This is a genomic window from Alteromonas sp. KUL42, from assembly GCF_006538325.1.
GTDB lineage: Bacteria > Pseudomonadota > Gammaproteobacteria > Enterobacterales > Alteromonadaceae > Alteromonas.
Genome location: NZ_BJKK01000009.1, coordinates 184,589 through 201,854, shown reverse-complemented (window position 1 = coordinate 201,854; position 17,266 = coordinate 184,589). Strand labels below are relative to the sequence as shown.

Annotated in this window: 12 protein-coding genes; 6 read left to right on the top strand and 6 right to left on the bottom strand. The window is 43.6% G+C overall.

The window, feature by feature from the left end; translation table 11 throughout:
• Nucleotides 1-751: glycoside hydrolase family 88 protein (locus EYR97_RS13710; RefSeq protein WP_181409149.1), on the bottom strand; the 751-nt coding region annotated here is incomplete at its 3' end.
• 474 nt (nt 752-1,225) lie between these two features.
• On the opposite strand from EYR97_RS13710, the gene EYR97_RS13705 reads away from it, so the two are divergent.
• The 4 genes from EYR97_RS13705 (at nt 1,226) to EYR97_RS13690 (ending at nt 7,760) form a co-directional block, all read left to right on the top strand.
• Entirely contained in the window at nt 1,226-2,734 is a 1,509-nt protein-coding gene (locus EYR97_RS13705; RefSeq protein ID WP_242635087.1) for a sulfatase-like hydrolase/transferase, read from the top strand.
• Nucleotides 2,735-2,843: 109 nt separating this feature from the next.
• Nucleotides 2,844-4,367, top strand: a complete 1,524-nt coding sequence (locus EYR97_RS13700; protein WP_165478083.1) for a BNR-4 repeat-containing protein — start codon at nt 2,844-2,846, stop codon at nt 4,365-4,367.
• A gap of 58 nt (nt 4,368-4,425) precedes the next feature.
• Complete coding sequence (locus EYR97_RS13695) at nt 4,426-7,251, top strand: glycosyl hydrolase (protein ID WP_131094940.1); 2,826 nt, start codon at nt 4,426-4,428, stop codon at nt 7,249-7,251.
• A gap of 20 nt (nt 7,252-7,271) precedes the next feature.
• On the top strand, nt 7,272-7,760 hold the full coding sequence (locus tag EYR97_RS13690; RefSeq protein WP_131094939.1) for a glycosylhydrolase-like jelly roll fold domain-containing protein: 489 nt from the start codon (nt 7,272-7,274) through the stop codon (nt 7,758-7,760).
• A gap of 75 nt (nt 7,761-7,835) precedes the next feature.
• On the opposite strand, the gene EYR97_RS13685 is transcribed toward EYR97_RS13690, so the two are convergent.
• From EYR97_RS13685 to EYR97_RS22450, 5 genes are all read right to left on the bottom strand, one after another.
• Nucleotides 7,836-9,554: a GMC oxidoreductase gene (locus tag EYR97_RS13685; protein WP_131094938.1), complete on the bottom strand. Its 1,719-nt coding sequence runs from the start codon at nt 9,552-9,554 to the stop codon at nt 7,836-7,838.
• Entirely contained in the window at nt 9,551-10,204 is a 654-nt protein-coding gene (locus EYR97_RS13680) for a gluconate 2-dehydrogenase subunit 3 family protein (protein WP_131094937.1), read from the bottom strand. The genes EYR97_RS13685 and EYR97_RS13680 overlap by 4 nt, the downstream gene beginning before the upstream one ends.
• Before the next feature lie 68 nt (nt 10,205-10,272).
• The gene (locus EYR97_RS13675; protein WP_131094936.1) at nt 10,273-10,464 is read right to left on the bottom strand and encodes a hypothetical protein; all 192 of its coding nucleotides are present in this window, start codon (nt 10,462-10,464) and stop codon (nt 10,273-10,275) included.
• 1 nt (nt 10,465) lies between these two features.
• Nucleotides 10,466-11,914, bottom strand: coding sequence for a LamG domain-containing protein (locus EYR97_RS13670; protein ID WP_131094935.1), 1,449 nt, complete (start codon nt 11,912-11,914; stop codon nt 10,466-10,468).
• 357 nt (nt 11,915-12,271) lie between these two features.
• Nucleotides 12,272-12,457 (bottom strand): hypothetical protein, encoded by a 186-nt coding sequence (locus EYR97_RS22450; protein ID WP_242635086.1) that lies wholly within the window; start codon nt 12,455-12,457, stop codon nt 12,272-12,274.
• Nucleotides 12,458-12,700: 243 nt separating this feature from the next.
• Here EYR97_RS22450 and EYR97_RS13660 point away from each other — a divergent pair, with 243 nt between their 5' ends.
• Together EYR97_RS13660 and EYR97_RS13655 are read left to right on the top strand one after the other, a co-directional pair.
• Nucleotides 12,701-15,544 carry an alpha-L-rhamnosidase gene (locus EYR97_RS13660; protein ID WP_242635085.1) on the top strand — a complete coding sequence of 948 codons (2,844 nt, stop codon included), beginning with the start codon at nt 12,701-12,703 and terminating at the stop codon, nt 15,542-15,544.
• Between the two features lie 54 nt (nt 15,545-15,598).
• Entirely contained in the window at nt 15,599-17,254 is a 1,656-nt protein-coding gene (locus EYR97_RS13655; RefSeq protein WP_242635084.1) for an alpha-L-rhamnosidase N-terminal domain-containing protein, read from the top strand.
• Nucleotides 17,255-17,266 lie beyond the last annotated feature (12 nt).

Genomic DNA, 17,266 nt, shown 5'->3' with positions numbered 1-17,266 from the left:
CCCAACCCATTCCTCTGGACCAGAAGACTTGTTCACCAAACTTGCCTTCTTTGTCGAAATACCGAGAGTCACGGAAAAGTAATTTGGTTTTGGGATCTTGTAAGTAATCAATAGTTGCTTGGAACTCTTTGTGGGCGTAATCAGCGTATTTAGGTTCGCCTGTAATAGCAGAAAGTTCGAATAGTACGGGCGGGCCCATAAACAAGGCGTCAGCCCAGCACCATCTCCATTGACAGTTGTGTACGTTATCTTTATTTCTACCGGCGACGAACTCTAGGCTATTATCGGGAGCCTGCTCAATAAGCCAGTCAAACGTTTCTATTACTGGTGTAAGCGCATCTTCGTTTTTATGCCTGCGGTAATACCAAAGGTTTGTCTGCCCGATAACGTGGTCATCGGCAAAATATTTCACCTTGCCCATTTTCCAGTCATGGGCGTTCCCCACGTAGCCAATCCAGGTTTCGTAAAAAGGGTTATCAGACCGCTCAGCAAGTTTAGTGAGGCCCTTATAAAAAGCGCCTTGAATCCATCGCCCATATGCTTCAGAGCCAACTCGAGCACGACCAACATGTGTCATGTGTTGTGTGCGCGCAACTTGCCAATTTGCGACTTTTTCCATTTGTGCCATCACGTGTTCTTGTGTTGGCATCCCGGCCTTAGCTTGTAATGAAGTTAGTGGTATATAAGCAATAGCGAACAAGCACATTCTTATTCCGATGAACCGACTTATTTTGCTTATGAGAGTTTCCATCGTGCATCCTTTAAATTAGTTGATTTAACGAAATATAGGGTAGTGAGAGGCTTAACTGTGAGCCTAATTTGTGCTCAATGTTACATTGAAGTAAATCATTAATACAATCATATTCATTCACATGTGGTCTTTATTTTTCTTATGTTTGTTGTCGATTTTGTGTTTTACGTATCTTATCTTATTTATGTGAAAATCATATTAGTTGCTGATTTTAAAGTTTTTATGCGTATTATTTGACGTTCTTATTGGCAATTTTTGATATGTAAAATATTTGTTTAAAAAATGGAATGATGCTTTAATTGTCAAATTCAATCATGACTAAGTTGTGAACTGTTTCTCATATCTGGCGAGTTTGAAATGCGAGTATGTGTATTTGCTACCTGTTAAGAGTTTGGAAAGCGTAAAGCAGCTCAATACTCTTGGATTTCTCAAGCAGGTATCACCAAAAAACTGATTTTGGAAGGGAAAAAGAAAATGCTGGTTTACTTATTGCGCCCTTTGGCATTAAGCATACTGATTTGGAGCGGCTGTGGATATGTAAGTGGTGAGACTGGCCCAGTAAGGGACGTCGGCCACAAAAGCGAAAGTATAAGCCCGAATATTGTTTTTATATACACAGACGACCAGGCTCCTTGGGCGATAGAAGGTAAAAGCCCCAGTGCTGTTACCCCAAACCTTAAACGCTTAGCCGAGCAAGGTATGTCTTTTCCAAATGCTTATACCACCACGCCAGTTTGTAGCCCTTCCCGAGCAGGTTTGCTCACTTCCCGTTACGGCTTTGAAGTAGGTATCGACGATTGGATAAATGACCACCTTAAAAGTAAGACGCTAACAGGCCATCAGCTTGAATTAGGCCTTTCAGCAGAGCTGGATTCCTGGCCCAAAAGACTACAAGAAAACGGCTATTACAATGGTTTGATCGGCAAGTGGCATTTAGGAAAGCAACCGGAACATCACCCTCAAAATTTTGGCTATAACGAGTTTACGGGTTTTTTAGGAGGCGGAACTTCACCCATAGACCCTCAACTTCTTGTAAATGGTGCCCTAAAGAATGAAGAGGGGCTAACCGTGGACGTACTCACCGAGCATGCCATGGACTTTTTGAGTAGGAATAAATACAGGAAGTTTGCCTTATCTTTGCATTATAGGGCACCTCACTATCCATTTGAGCCTGTTTCAGAGAGTGATTCAGAGGCTATTAGTCAAGATATAGATTTGTTACATCCTGATTACCCGGATTTAAACACAGAAAGAGCTAAAAAATTATTACGTGGATATCTAGCTTCTGTTAGAGGTGTAGATAGAAATGTTGGAAGACTGTTGGATCATCTAGACGATCTGGGGCTATCTGAAAATACAGTCGTCATTTTTACGTCTGACCATGGATACGTTATTGGACAGAACGGTATTTGGCATAAAGGCAATGGCTTTTGGTTGTTGAACACTCCACCTAAAGGCACTGAAACCATACCCAAAGGCCAGCGCCCAAATCTATATGATGCGGTGCTTAAGGTACCTCTTATTGTTCGTTGGCCAGGTAAGGTGCCTGCAGGGACAGAAAATGCCTCTACCGTATCAAATCTTGATTTCTTCCCTACTCTTATGGATATCGCCAAACTGGATTTACCTAGTGAAGCAGTCATTAGAGGGCAAAGTGTAATCAAAGCGTTAAAAGATGAAAACCTGGTAGTGAGTACTGACTATTTTGCCGCTTATTCAACGCTGCATCAGTCAATCACGGGTATGAGAATGTACAGCGATGGTCAATACAAATTAGTCCGAGATTTCAAAAACAAAGAACGAGACGAGTTTTATCACTTAGTTGTCGATCCTCATGAGACTCACAACCTGCTTGAGAGAGAATTGACACCTGCTGAAAAGATGACGTTGAAAAGGCTGGATGACACTATCAAAGAGAAAATGCTCGATTTGGACGACCCACTTTCAACGAGCTTCAACCCAGCGACTTTTAAAATGCCTTGAAGCTTGGTGCTTCTCATAAGAAATTGAGCAGTCAAATATTGACTAAATAGATTTACGTAGTCGATAGACCAGCGGTCTTCCAATTGAACAAAATATGGAACATAGAAACATGAAAAATAAGCTGCTTTTAGCTATGGTAATTGCACACCTATTTGGCTGCACTTCTTTTGCGAATGATAGAGGAGCTTCGGCACATCAAGATACGCTGGCCTCCGTACCTTCGTTGTCTCTCCACTCAACGCCAATTTTGCTGGGGAGTAGTCTTTTGGTTGATAAATCTCATACTTCAGATGGCTCAGACCGTGCGCAAAATGGTAAGCCTCTCTTTGCGGGTGTTATGGGAGCTCAAGCAGTTACCTATAAAGGTTATCAATATGTGATTTATTACACAGCAAAAGACAGGGGAGGTTACGGCGACCTTTTTGCTGAAGTTGTCGTCGCACGTAGAAAAGTAACGGGACACGACTGGCAACACGCCACCTTGCCTGTATATCGGCTAACTTCCGACGACGCGCATAACCGCCAAGCCATCGAAATTTCAAAAGGCGACGGCGCCATTCATATCTCTTTCGATCATCACAACTTAGATCGCATTAACTACGCACGCACTGCTTCGGGAGTCGCAGATCATCCAGAAACCGTAGATTGGAATGACGATATTTTTAAATTTCGGCGTAATCTAGGTTTTCCTAACGACGCGGTAGAGCGAGTCACTTACCCAAAATTTTATTCGTTAGAAAGTGGCAATGTACTTATGTATTTCCGAGAGGGTGGGGCTGCAAAAGGCGAAATGCAGCTTGCACTTTATGATGCCAAGAATAGTGAGTGGCAGTATATTCGCAACATATCGTCAAGTGATGGTGTTTACGTTCAAAATGTAAATGGCAATAAAGAACCTTCAACAAGAGGGCCCTATTTAGCCGGTGGTGGACCAAAATTTGATGCTAATGGTCGTATGCACATTAGCTGGGTATTTAGAGAGCGACCTGTCAATTGCAATCCTGGTAAGATTAACGGTCTTGATTGCAATCACGGTATCTACTACACCTACAGCGATGATGAGGGGCTAACTTGGTACAACAATGCGGGTAATCTAGTAGCTGATACTCGAAAAGGTGAGGTGTTATCTGTTGAAACACCTGGATTAGAAGCAGTCCATGTGCCTACAGCATTGAGGCCATCAAATGTTTCCCATAACTCTGTAGTCGATACTAAAACAGGTGATTATCACCTCCTGCTTAGTCATAAGACATCCCCAGACGGCCCAGCCCGGGTGCATCATTATGTTCGCGATATATCAGGCCATTGGCAAAAGCGTGTCTCTGACTTTACCGCTTCAAACGTTACTTTAATGTTCTTAGGTGACAGGTTGTTTGCTTTTGCAGGAAGAGACGATGCCGAAATTTTCTATTCCAATAGAGCAGACAGTTTTACTGAGTGGCATAAAATTGAAATGCCTAATGTAGATAGGGGGCTAGGCAAAATTGAGGGCGGTTATATCACGTGGGATCTCAGCTTATTAAGTCGGGGGATTGCAAGTATTGTTTGGCAGCATGCACCAAAAATTAATGGTGAGCCTAGCCCCATTTACGTCTATGACTTTGAGCTAGGAAGAGTCGAGCCAAGTGAGTAGAGCGTGATGCTCTTTATATTTTTTCTTTTAGAAATAAATTAAATAACGGGAGTATGCTTTGCGCAGATTATTGTTAATTATTGCTTTGGCTTTTGTCTCATTGAACGCAAATGCGGTATCAATAAAACAGGCGTTTGATACTCCTGAAGATAGTCACAAGCCATGGGTGTTTTGGTATTGGATTAATGGAAATATTACTGAGGAAGGTATAAAAGCTGATCTCGAATCAATGGCAGATGCCGGACTAGGAGGTGTGGTGTTGATGCACATTAATGAGCATCATGTTATTCCCGCAGGTCCTGTTGAATTTCTTTCAGAAGATTACGAGTCGCTACTCGCTTTTACCTTTGAAAAGGCTTCTGAGCTAGGTTTAAAAGTGAACCTCTATAATAGTGAAGGGTGGTCCGTCGCTGGTGGTCCTTGGATAAATCCCGAAGATGGCATGAAAGAATTGGTTTGGAGTGAACAACAGGTCCATAGCCGAACTCAATCGATAATTTTCCCTGCACCTCATGCCCCTCTAAATTTTTACGAAGATATCGCTGTCCTTGCCTTCCCTACACCTCAAGCGCACATTGAGCAAGATTTTCAAGAATATATCGCGAAGGCCAAAATTTCTGGCTCTACACCACAAGGCACTGTACATGCTACAAATGCCTACGATAGTGATTGGAATACATTGGTGTATCCCAAGGTTGATGACGAAACCAAACAGCGCTTTATTCAATTTGATTTTTCTGAGGAGTATACGTTTCGTAACGTTTTTGTGAAATTTGCTGCTTATGGAATGATGGGGAGAAATCACCTTCTTATATCAAATGATGGTGAGAATTACCAAGAGGTCGCCTTTTCAAAACGAGGGCAAATTTATGATGACCTTAGCTGTTTTCAGTTTGAACCAGTGAAGGCGAAATACGCAAGAATTGTGTTCCAGCCTACCGACAATAAACTTTTGTACACAGCGATGCCAAAGGTCGATGTCGCGGTAAGAGAAGTTATTATTGATAATAAACAACGTATCGCGAACTGGTGTCAAAAAGCAGCGCATATTTTTCCTTTTCATATGCAAGAAACAGAGCGCGAAGCAATAAATACCTCGTTAGAGAATAACGCGAGTATCAATCTTGATGCAATTGTTGACGTTACCCAATATCTTGACGAAAACGGTCGCCTTAACTGGACACCACCTAGTGATAATTGGACCGTAATTCGGTTTGGTATGTCTTCTACTGAAGCGGTTAATCGACCGGGTACGGCGAAAGGCGAAGGGCTTGAAGTTGATAAATTGAGCGAGCGTGCGCTTGATAAACATTTTGAGCATTACATTAAAAACGTAGCAAGTCGTTCGCAGGAACATGTAGGCGATTCATTTGTATCAACCCACGCTGATAGCTGGGAAGTAGGACGGCAAAATTGGACGCAGGAGTTTGAAATAGACTTCAAAGAGAGGCGTGGTTATTCACCTATTCGACTTCTTCCTATTACGCTGGGGTATACCGTAAAGAATGCAATGTTCAGTGAGCGTTTTCTTTGGGACTACAGAAAAACACTGGCAGAGCTTATTGCTGAGCGGTTTTATGGGGGTATGCAAAAGCGTTCAAACCAACTGGGTTTGAAGTTTTCAGCGCAATCGATGAAACCTTTTATAGACAACCTTCAAGCGCTGGGGAAAGCGGATATTATTTATGCTAATAGTGCATTTCGTTCTATTAACCCTGCAGAAAATAGGCCCAATCAAGAATTTGCTTACGTGACTGCCAAAATGGCAGCATCCGCAGGCTCTATTTACAATAAGCCTGTTCGTTCAGAGTCCTTCACTTCATTGCCTCAAGCGAATAGGTGGCTAAGTCACCCGCTAACTTATAAGTCGCAAGCTGATACCGATTTGGCTGCCGGGGTGACGTTGACAACGCATCATCTCTTTACCCATCAACCCTGGACAACCCTAGAGCCGGGCATGACACTTGGTTACTGGGGTTTACATTTTGAGCGCACACAAACGTGGTGGCATGAGATAAATACATGGAATGAGTATTTGACGCGTTCCCACGCCATGCTCAGCAAAGGGCAGCCTGTGTTTGATGTATTGCACTTATTAGGTGATGACTCAGCAACGACATCTGACAAGGAATTTGCTTTGAAAACGCTGCCTGAGGGCTACGATTTTGAATTTATCTCGACAGATGGGCTGATGAACCACGTTGATGTAAATGAGCGAGGTCAGCTAGCTTTTGAATCGGGGAGAACCTATAACCTTTTGTCCATATCGCCCGACGTGAGCATGCGAGTAGAAGTACTGGAGCAAATAAAATCTCTATTAGAGAGAGGGGTAACAGTTGTAGGTTTACCTCCCACTTTTTCGCCAAGTTTGGAAGGCTCTTTTGATATCTCGGCCACAGATGGACGAGTTCACCATTTAGTCAACGAAATTTGGGGCGCGCGATTTAAGAGCCAAGTGTTTAAAACCCTAGAAGACGCATTGAACCATAAAGGTATTCAACCAGACGTGCTAATTTCTCACACTGATAACCGATTTGTTTGGCGACACCATGATGTATCTGAAGAGAACACGGATGTGTATTTCATCAGTAACCTAGATCAAAGGGCTGCCGAAATAGAATTGGACCTGAGAGCTAAAGGTAAAGCGGTTGAAATCTGGGATCCGCTTTCAGGTAAACGACTTCTCGCCAGTGATTACGTGGTTGAAAACGGACGTACGCGGTTAAAATTACGCTTTGACCAAGCGCAGTCTTTGTTTGTTGTTTTAGCGCCGCAAAAGAGTACCGGAAAGCTACTTAACACTAGCCCTATTCGGCAATTACAGGTGCTAGATTCACCGTGGCAGGTAGAGTTTATTAAAGGGGTAAAAAACCAAACGCATTAGCGCTTAACGAACTCATCGATTTGTCCAAACATGTGAATGAAGATGTCAGGTATTTCTCTGGTACTGTTCGCTATGAGACTGAGTTTGAAATGGCTGATCATTTGCCAATCTCCCAAAGTTACCTTCTTAACCTTGGCGAAGCTTTTCAGTTTGCGCGCGTAAGGCTAAATGGTCACGATCTCGGACTGAGAATGTGGGCGCCTTATCATTTTGATATTAGCAATATCATTCGAAGCGGAGCCAACCGTTTAGAGATAGAAGTGACTACTCTTTGGCCTAATCGTTTAATTGGCGACGAACGCTTGTATCCTGACACTGCAACTTGGAAGAAAAATGGCTATCAAGGCTCTCAGTTAACTAGTTTTCCGAAATGGCTTAAAGGAGCTGCGCCTGAACAACCCGGGGCGCGCAGCACGTTTGCTACATGGAAGCATTGGAACAAAGATGATGAGTTACTTCCATCAGGACTGCTAGGCCCTGTGAGTATAATGGTTCAAGATAGGAATTGAAGCATCGACTTGCTTGGTGGTAATTGAGGTGAGGCATGCCCTTTCAAAAGCCTTTTTTGAGGGCGTGCGTCTACTCTAAATAATGTTGTTTTTGAGGAGCTTAGCCGCGTAGTCTGCCGCTCGCGCCGTTATCGCCATATAAGTTAACGATGGGTTTTGGGTTGCGCTAGATGCCATGCAGGCACCGTCGGTAACAAACAAATTGGGTATATCGTGTGTTTGGCCCCAGCCATTGAGAACCGATGAATCGGGATTTTTTCCCATACATGCTCCGCCCATTTCGTGAACCTGCTTGCCCATCGGAATATGTTTGTTTTCTGGTGTCGCTTTTACCTGAATGTTGGTGCACCCACCTACTTCGAGTATTTCTTGTATGTCTTTAGCCGCTTGCTTAATCATTTTTCTTTCATTGTCTTTTATTTCAGCATCGATATGAAGTAATGGCATGCCCCACTCGTCTTTTTGGGTAGGGTGAAGACTAGCTACATTCTCGTAATAAGGTAAAACCTCACCATACATAAATGCCCTGAAACGCCAAGGACCGGGCTTTCCAACGCTCTGTTTGGCGATAATGCCAATACCTTTTTCTTTGGCATTAGGAGAGGAGAATGATCGGTTTTGTGCTGTGGTTTGAAAACCAAAACCCCTCACAAAATTTGCATCATCTTGCTTTTCGTGCCGGTAATTTGGAATGTAAGTAGCAATAGGGCGCCGTCCGAATGCATACTTATCTTCACTTACCGGTACATCCGCACTTGCTACAACGCCGGTGACGTGACCGAGTATGTAGTGGCCCAGCATACCGCTGCTATTTGCAATACCATTTGGGAATGTTTTGGATGTTGAGTTCAACATAACTTGCACCGTGCCTAATGCCGATGCGCACATAAACACAGCGCGACTCTTGTATTGCCTTCTTTCTTTCGTATTTGCATCGATGACAGACACCCCGGAGACTTTGTTATTGACGTCGTCGTAGTCAATACGCTCAACAATACTGTCTGTTATTACGGTTAGGTTTCCCGTTTTATGAGCTGCAGGTAATGTGGCAGACTGAGAGCTAAAGTACGCGCCAAAGCTGCATCCTCTTCTACAGTAAGAACGCGCCAGGCATTTACCTCTACCTAGTGCAGTTTGTTCTTCAGTAGGCGAGGTAAGATTAGCGGCTCTTCCTATAATGAGGTGTCTGTCAGTGTATTTTTTCGCAATATTATTGGAAATGTATTGCTCTGCATAACTCATCTCCCACGGTGTTTGAAACTCACCGTCGGGTAGGGTTTTTAAACCATCTTTATTCGCTGACACACCTATAAATTTCTCAACATAGCTATACCATGGAGCTAAGTCTTCGTAACCAATAGGCCATTCAATACCATGGCCGTCTTTCGCATTGGCCTCAAAATCCATTGGGCTCCATCGCAATACCTGCCGCCCCCATGTTAATGAGCGTCCACCGAGTTGATACCCCCGCGTCCACATAAATGGCTTATCTTCGGGGGAGCTGTAAGGGTGCTTCTTATCGTCGACAAAAAAGTGAAGTGCATCGGTTTTATATAAGTGCCCTTTTTTTCTCAACGTAGCGTAGTGACCATTTTCAGCGAGTGTTTCTTCTGGCATTCCTCGGTTTTGTAAATCCCAAGGTGCTTGAAAATCTTTGTACTCAGGGCCTCTGTGATCTACATTTCTACCCCGCTCAATAACTAATGTATTGAAGCCTCGCTCACAAAACTCTTTCGCTGCCCAGCCGCCCGTAATTCCTGAACCAACAATAATGACGTCATAGTCGTTGTTCATAAGTATTTTCTCTCGTAAATAACGTTTAGCTCATCCTGTGAAAGACTTCCTCGATAGCCACCAGGAACAAGAAAGAAGTTGGGGTTGGCTATTTCAGATGAGTAGTGAATATGAAAAATAAGTGCTTTGAATCGTTTGTATGCTATGGAAAAGTCGCCTTTACCCGTGTCGAAAACGACCTCGTCGATTTGCTCTACAAATGTCTGACGATTTTCTTTACTCAGTGACAGGTAGTTTGCATTAAATGCGGTTCTTGCGCGTTGCAAAAACTCAGATAAGAACAAAGTGAATTGCTGTTGGGTAGAGGTGGCTGCCCAAGATATCATTAACTCATCAAGTACCTGTGCGGTGTGAGAATCTACTGCACCGGGGGTGTCAGTGCGGGGTATCATAATGTCCACAATATCGTAAACCAGCGTAAATTGTTCAGCATCAAAAAAAACCGCATCCGACTCAAAAACAGTAAGGTTGAGCGTCTTTTTTAGCTCTGATGGTAAAACAGAAGCTGAAACTACATACAGCATAGAGCCCAAAAATATACGTCTGTTTATTTCCACGTTACCCTCTTCTTGTTTCGACTCGGGAAATGTAATGACGTTGATACTACCTATAAAAACAAGCCAAAAGCAATCATTATCAATCAAGATCATTTACATTGTTTTGACATCAATGTAATAGGTAGCAGGATAGTAGTTGTAGGTGGTTTTATAGTTTCTGTTTAAAAATCGTCTTTTGGTAAGCCGGTGATGTTATCTAGTAGTAGCGTCTTATTGGGAGTAAGTTCTATATGGCTTTTGTGCGGTAACGCTTTTGCAGATGGCTGGCTGCCGTAGTAATTCAGGCCCATCAAAACATTGTTATAGTGAAGCGCTACCATAAAAGGTGTTAGCGCAAAATCATAAAATGCCACTTCATCTATAGCCCCCCGCATAGGCCTCTGCGGCGTGCCCTTGAGCGTTAGGAGAATTGCCAATATTGGCTAACCCCGCTCCACCGCTCAATACTTTTGAGCCGGGTGGGTATCGGTAACGTGCGCCTACTTTTCCGTCGATATAAATTGCTTTTACTCCACTTTCAACGTCATAAGTTGCTACTACATGGTGAAGGTTTCCATCTTTTAACTGTTGAAGCGTTGGACGTCCGTCTCTGCCGTCTAGTGGTAGTTTGAGCTCATGGTACCCTTGGCCTAAAATGTACAACCCGAAGCTTAGAGACTCTGCATAATTGCCAGCTGGCACTACTATTGATTTGTTGCGGTCATTTTGAAAGCTAAGCAATATTCTATGATCCTTATCACTTTGATCTTTCCTGAAAATCTCATCAATTTCACCGTATCGGGTGGTATTAGGGCCTTCTCCACTATATAAAGGCTTAATCAATGCTTCTATAGTGACACCATCAATAACGGAGAACGAACCTGTTGCGGGTGCACTTCCACCTCCGCTACCCACGTTAATTCTTGCATGTTTTCCATTATCAAAATAGAAAGCGCCTTTTCCGACGAGTCCATCGATGCGTTGAGCTCCACTACTTGGAACACCGACTGCGCGACCCGCAAAGTCCATCACTCTGTCGCCAACATCATCGAAGTTCCAAAAGTGTTTAGGTCGCCATGTTTTAGGAAAGATTTTTGCTTTGGTGTTACCAGAGACCGAGGTTGCATCACTGTCAACGTTTACGGTTAACTTGCCCGAATGCATCTGAATATCAGAGGCGTTGGCAGAAATAGCAATAGTCTTATTTGAATGAGAGATAACGTTAACCTCACCGCTTTTTAACTCAATTTCTGTAGAGTTAAATAATTTGAAGTGCGAATGAGCAGAGAGCATTACGCTATCACCAGAGCGTAATTCAAGCTCAACCGGTCGCTCGGTTTTGTACATACCAGGATAAACGAGAGTGTTTTGTACATTTCCATTTTCGTCAATTAACAGCTCCCCACTAACTATTTTTCCTATAAAGGGTTCGTCGGGAAGTGGTTTGAATTGAATAACTAGATATACCACCAGCATGCACAGCACGGTGAGTCCCCCTGCTAAATAAAACTTACGTTTTGTGCTAGCGGTTCTCTTTTCAGAGGTGGCTTCATAAGGTTGGCTTTGATGAGGTAAACTTGAAGCGTGCGTGGGTCGCACAATAAGTTCATCTACGAAGGTTTTTCGCCTGACTATTTCGAGTTCTGGAATAGCGTTCGATTTAAGATGAATATGAAATTCGATGTAATCAAGGTAAAACCGTTGAGCCTGCTCATTGTTACTCAACAGTTCTTCAAGCTTTTGAAGCTGCATCTGTGTAACGGTGCCGGCGCAAATATCATCTGCTATAGCCCGAACTTCATTAAATCTTTCCGAGCGATTCAAGTGTCGTGCTCCACTTTTTGTTTATCAACGCAGTCGAAAAGCTTACGGCGAAGTAAGTGGATAGATTTACGAATACCAAAAACCGATCGCCCCGTTTTGTCTGCAAGTGCCTGTGCACTTAAATTTTCTATGAAAAAACCATAATATAATTGGTGTGCGGAGGCAGAGAGGTGAGAAACGCAATGCTGCAGCATGCTCCATTTTTGGTCTGTATTATCTTGATGGGAAGCTACTGCTGATAGCTGCTCTAGCAACTCATCACTCAAACCTGAAACGAATTTTTTCTGTTGTCTTCGATATGTTCTTACACAGTTAAACACAATAGTATTTGACCATTTTCTAAAACTCGTTCCTCGCTCAAAAGTCTCGAATTCCTTCCAAAGGATAACGCTTGTCTCCTGAAAAACTATCATCTGCGGCCGCTTTGTCTAAAACAAAGGCATAGATGTATGCATACAAACGTTGCTTTTCTGATTCAAACATTGCCGAAAACAAGTCTGAAGTTGTATGCAAAGAACCTCGATTAACCTGTGGTGTTGGCATGTTTTGAGACACCTTATCCTCTCTATTACGATGTGAACATCAAATTCATCGCGACAGTTCGCTACTCATTTCAGCAGCGTTACCACTAAACAAATATTTAATGCGGTAACACTGTGTCAATTTACGCAAATTTAACATTTAAGACATTGTTTGACTATATTTGATTGAATTTAAGTTTTAAGGGTATCAATCTCACAATTCGGTGCCTTTTCTAACTATATAAAGTCTGATTTGAGCCGAACAATGTCATATTATCGTTACTCACTATTATGTTTATTCGCTATTTTTATTGTTGCCTGCGAGCACGTAGGGCCTGACTCCACCAATGACAATGAGTCATCATTAATAGCTCCTCCCATTGGAGTTACGGTGGGAGAAGGGATGGTAAATCCCATCGGCCACTATGAGAATGTGCCACGTTTTAGTTGGCAGCTTGACACCGAGTCTTCTCAGGTAGCTCAGCAAAGCTACCAACTTCAAGTTGCAAGCGACGATGCATTCAAGCCCGAACAAATCATTTGGGATAGCGGAAGAGTAACCTCCTCTAAAAACGCTTGGATAAGACCTGAAGGCCTCACTTTGGAATCGAGGCAACGCGTGTTTTGGCGAGTTAAAACATGGGATGTACAAAGCAATAGTTCACAATGGAGTGAAATACAGACGCTAGAAACTGGCTTATTGAAAAACAGTGATTGGCACGCTCAATGGATAGGGCATCCAGACACTAATGAGCGCACAGAAGTTCTTAGTCCTAACGCTATTGAGCAACCAGATAACCAATACTACCCGCCACAGTATTTACGCAAAAACTTTGAGCTTAATAAGCCGATTAAGCGGGCTCGTCTTTATATCACTGCAAAGGGCGTTTTTAAGCCATTCATCAATGGTCAGGCTGTCAGTGAAGATGTCATGACTCCGGGGTGGACGCCATATCATAAGCGTATTGAGACGCTGACTTACGATGTGACTAATCTATTGCAACAAGGCGCTAATGCCATTGGTGCTGCATTGGCAGAAGGGTGGCAAGGTCGAATCTTTCATCCTACAAAGCAGGATTACGTAACACCACTGCGCCTTATTGCGCAGCTTGAGGTCACTTTTGAAGACGGCACTAGCTCGCGAATTGTAACGGATGAAAGCTGGTTATCAACGGACCAAGGCCCCATTCGCGCTGCGGGTAATTACGATGGTGAGCGCTATGATGCGAATTACGAGATGCCTGGTTGGAATACTCCAGAGTTTGATAGTGAGGGCTGGAAACGTGTTTACTCTGAGCCACGTGAACCTGTGGTTAAGCTGCGGCCAAAACGTCATGCGCCAGTAAGAGTAACAAAAACAATTCCTGCTATCACACTTGTGAGCGTAAAAGATGGTGTAGCCATTTTCGACATGGGTCAAAACATGGTAGGCGTGCCCGAAGTATCGCTACCGGTGAAAAAGGGCCAACCCGTAAAAATTCGATTTTCTGAAGCACTGCAAGGAGAAGAATTCTATGTTAAAAATCTACGCTCGGCCAAAAGTACCGATTGGTATATTCCTAACTCTGATGGCCTAATTACCTATCAACCAACATTTACGTTTCATGGCTACCGTTACGTAGAAGTGTCGGGTTATGACACAACAGCAACGCCCGCGCTGGATTGGGTTACAGGGAAGGTGCTTCATTCTGATTTCGATGTATATGACAATTTTTCCAGCAACCATAGCAAACTTAATAAGTTATCAAGCAACGTGTCGTGGGGGCTAAGGGGTAACTTTCTTGATATTCCAACCGACTGTCCGCAGCGTGATGAGCGGTTAGGCTGGACGGGGGACGCTCAAGTTTTTGTACGCACATCTTTATACAAAGCAGACGTTTACGCATTCTGGGCATCATGGCTAGAGAGCATGCGAGAAGAGCAGGGCATTGACGGAATGATCCCAAAATTTGTGCCGTTTCGCCCGTTTCTTACTGAGGGAACCGCCGCTGCCTGGGGGGATGCGGCAACCATAGTTCCATGGGAGTTATATCAGCATACAGGTGATTTAACGATCCTTTCGGAAAATTACTCAATGATGAAGCGGTGGGTAAAATTCACCGAGTTTAATAGTTTTGATTATATTTCAAATATCGGCACGTACGGTGACTGGCTACAGCCTTTTACAGAAAACGGGCGTGCATCAGGTGACACGCACCCAGATTTGATAGCTACAGCCTATTACGCGCGCTCGGTCGACATTTTGGCCAAAACTGCACAGGCGCTAGGCTATGAATCTGACGCTCATCAGTATCGACGATTATTTAATAACATTAAGCAAAAATTCAGAACGTTCTTTTTTGATGATGCCCTTAACGTTGTAAGCACAACGACTAAGCAAATTAAGAGAGAAAAAGGGAAACGGCTTAAATCACCAAAAACTGTTGAACTTAACCTCAAGACTACTCAAACAAGTTATTTACTGCCGCTGGCGTTTGGTTTGTTTTCCGAGGACCAACAAGCCACTGCAGTTGAGAAGTTATTAGACTTGCTAGAGAAAAGCGATCGGCATTTACGTACCGGTTTTCTCGGTACGCCTATGCTCCACCAAGTGCTTCAGCAATATGGCCATAGCGAATTGATGTACGATATTTTGCTGCAGGAAACCTATCCGTCGTGGTTCTACTCAATTAACAATGGTGCAACGACCACTTGGGAGCGATGGAACTCTTACTCCATTGAAGACGGTTTTAATAAAGCTAATATGAATTCACTAAACCACTATGCTTACGGTGCCGTGGCTGAGTGGTTTTATACAGGGATGCTTGGAATTAGAACACTAGAGCCAGGGTTCAAAACCTTTCAAATCAATCCGCAGTTCACGAGTAAGCTGAATAATTTACAGGGCACTGTGCCAACTATAAATGGCGATATTAGCGTGGCTTGGTCTATTGCCGCCAATCAATTATCAATGAGTATCACTGTACCCAAAAACACCCGAGCTGAATTGAAACTTCCGTCTATTGAGAAGCTGACACTGACCCGAGATGGTAAGGCGTTGGCAGATACGGACTTATGGCTTGAGCCAGGTTCTTATCTTGTTTCGGGCGAAATTACGATATCAAAGTAACGTGCTTATGTTTCGTCAATCATGCCTATGTAAAAGCTTTAATGGATACAATTTATGCGCACAAAAGAAATAATAATTGCTAGCATTATGCTACTCGGCTCGGTTTTACCTCATTCTGCGCTTGCCGTTGAGTGGGCAGCAGAGTGGATTTGGGCAAAAGAACGATTTACCGATCCAAATACCTGGATGGCACTTCGTAAAGAAATTAGCCTAGATGAAAAGCCTCAAGAAAGCCTTGCTTATATCAGCGCAGATACCAAATATTGGTTGTGGATTAATGGTGAACTTGTGGTCTTCGAGGGAAGTTATACAGGGGGACCGTCCCCGGTAAAACCTGCGCCACGGACGGATTTCTTTCCTATTGCATCTAACAAATACTACGACCAAGTTGATATCAGCCAATACCTCACTGAAGGCACTAATACTATTGCGGCTTTGGTATGGTATTACGGTGACAACGGGCAAAAGGGCACCCATATCTCGTCCAACAAAGGGGGCTTTATCTTTCAGGCTAACGTGGGCGATACCCAGGTTATTTCTAATGACTCATGGAAAGTAAGCCCACACCCAGCTTACGCCACGAAAGTGACAAAGCAATCTCCGTATCGCGTGGCTGCATGGAACATTAACTATGATGCCAGAAATAGCATGGGAGATTGGACGGATAATGCTTGGTATATGCCCGGCTATGACGATACGTCATGGCAACAAGCAAAAAGCCTGCACCGCCCACCGCGCGCGCCTTTTAATGCACTATCCCAGAGTGAAATCCCAATTCTTAACAACTATGGATTAGCTTACTGCGAGAACTATCCAGCCAGCAAGTTTCCCTTTGTGAGTAACGGCGAAACCATTAAATGTGTACTCGATTTTAATAAAAATGTGACGCCCTATTTTGATATAGAGGCGGAACAAGGCCAAACCGTACATATCGATTCGAATATGCGACTTAACACCATTGAGACTGAGTACACGACAAAAGAGGGGCGACAGCAGTTTGAGTCGTACTCATGGTTTAACGCCCGCACCATAGAATACACCTTTCCAAAAGGTGTCACAGTCCACAGCTTAAAATATCGCTGGACTGGGGTTGGCTCAACGCCTGGCCATTTTGAAGCAGACGATACCTGGTTTACGCGCATTTGGCAGATGGCCGAGAATACTTTGTATATTTGTGCCCGCGATAACTTTATGGATACTCCTGACAGAGAACGTGGTTTATGGATTGGTGATGTAGCTGACCAAGCAAGCTATCTGTTTTACTCAATGGATAAGCCTGGCAGAGATTTACTCAAAAAGGCGATTAAAGTAACACTTGCCTTTAGCGATAGTGAAACCGGTATTTTCGCTGGTTTAGGGCCTGGTCGATTTAGAGAATTGCCCGCACAGAGTTTACAGTTTATTGAGCAAGGTATTTGGCACTACTACTATAATACCGGCGATCGTGAGACGCTTGAGTTTGCCTATCCGTATGTGCATAAGTACCTCACATTATGGGGAACCCGTGAAAACGGCCTCGCCACATTCAGAAGTGGCGCCTGGAAATGGACAGACTGGGGACCACAAGACACCATAGATTATGACGTTATTCAAAATGCACTGTATTACAGTGCGCTGGTATCTGCGCGCAAGATGGCCAGGGCGCTAGGTAACGATACTCACCTTAGTTTCTATGATAGCCGCATTGCCGCGCTAAAAAACCGCGTTTAGGGCTACGTTTTG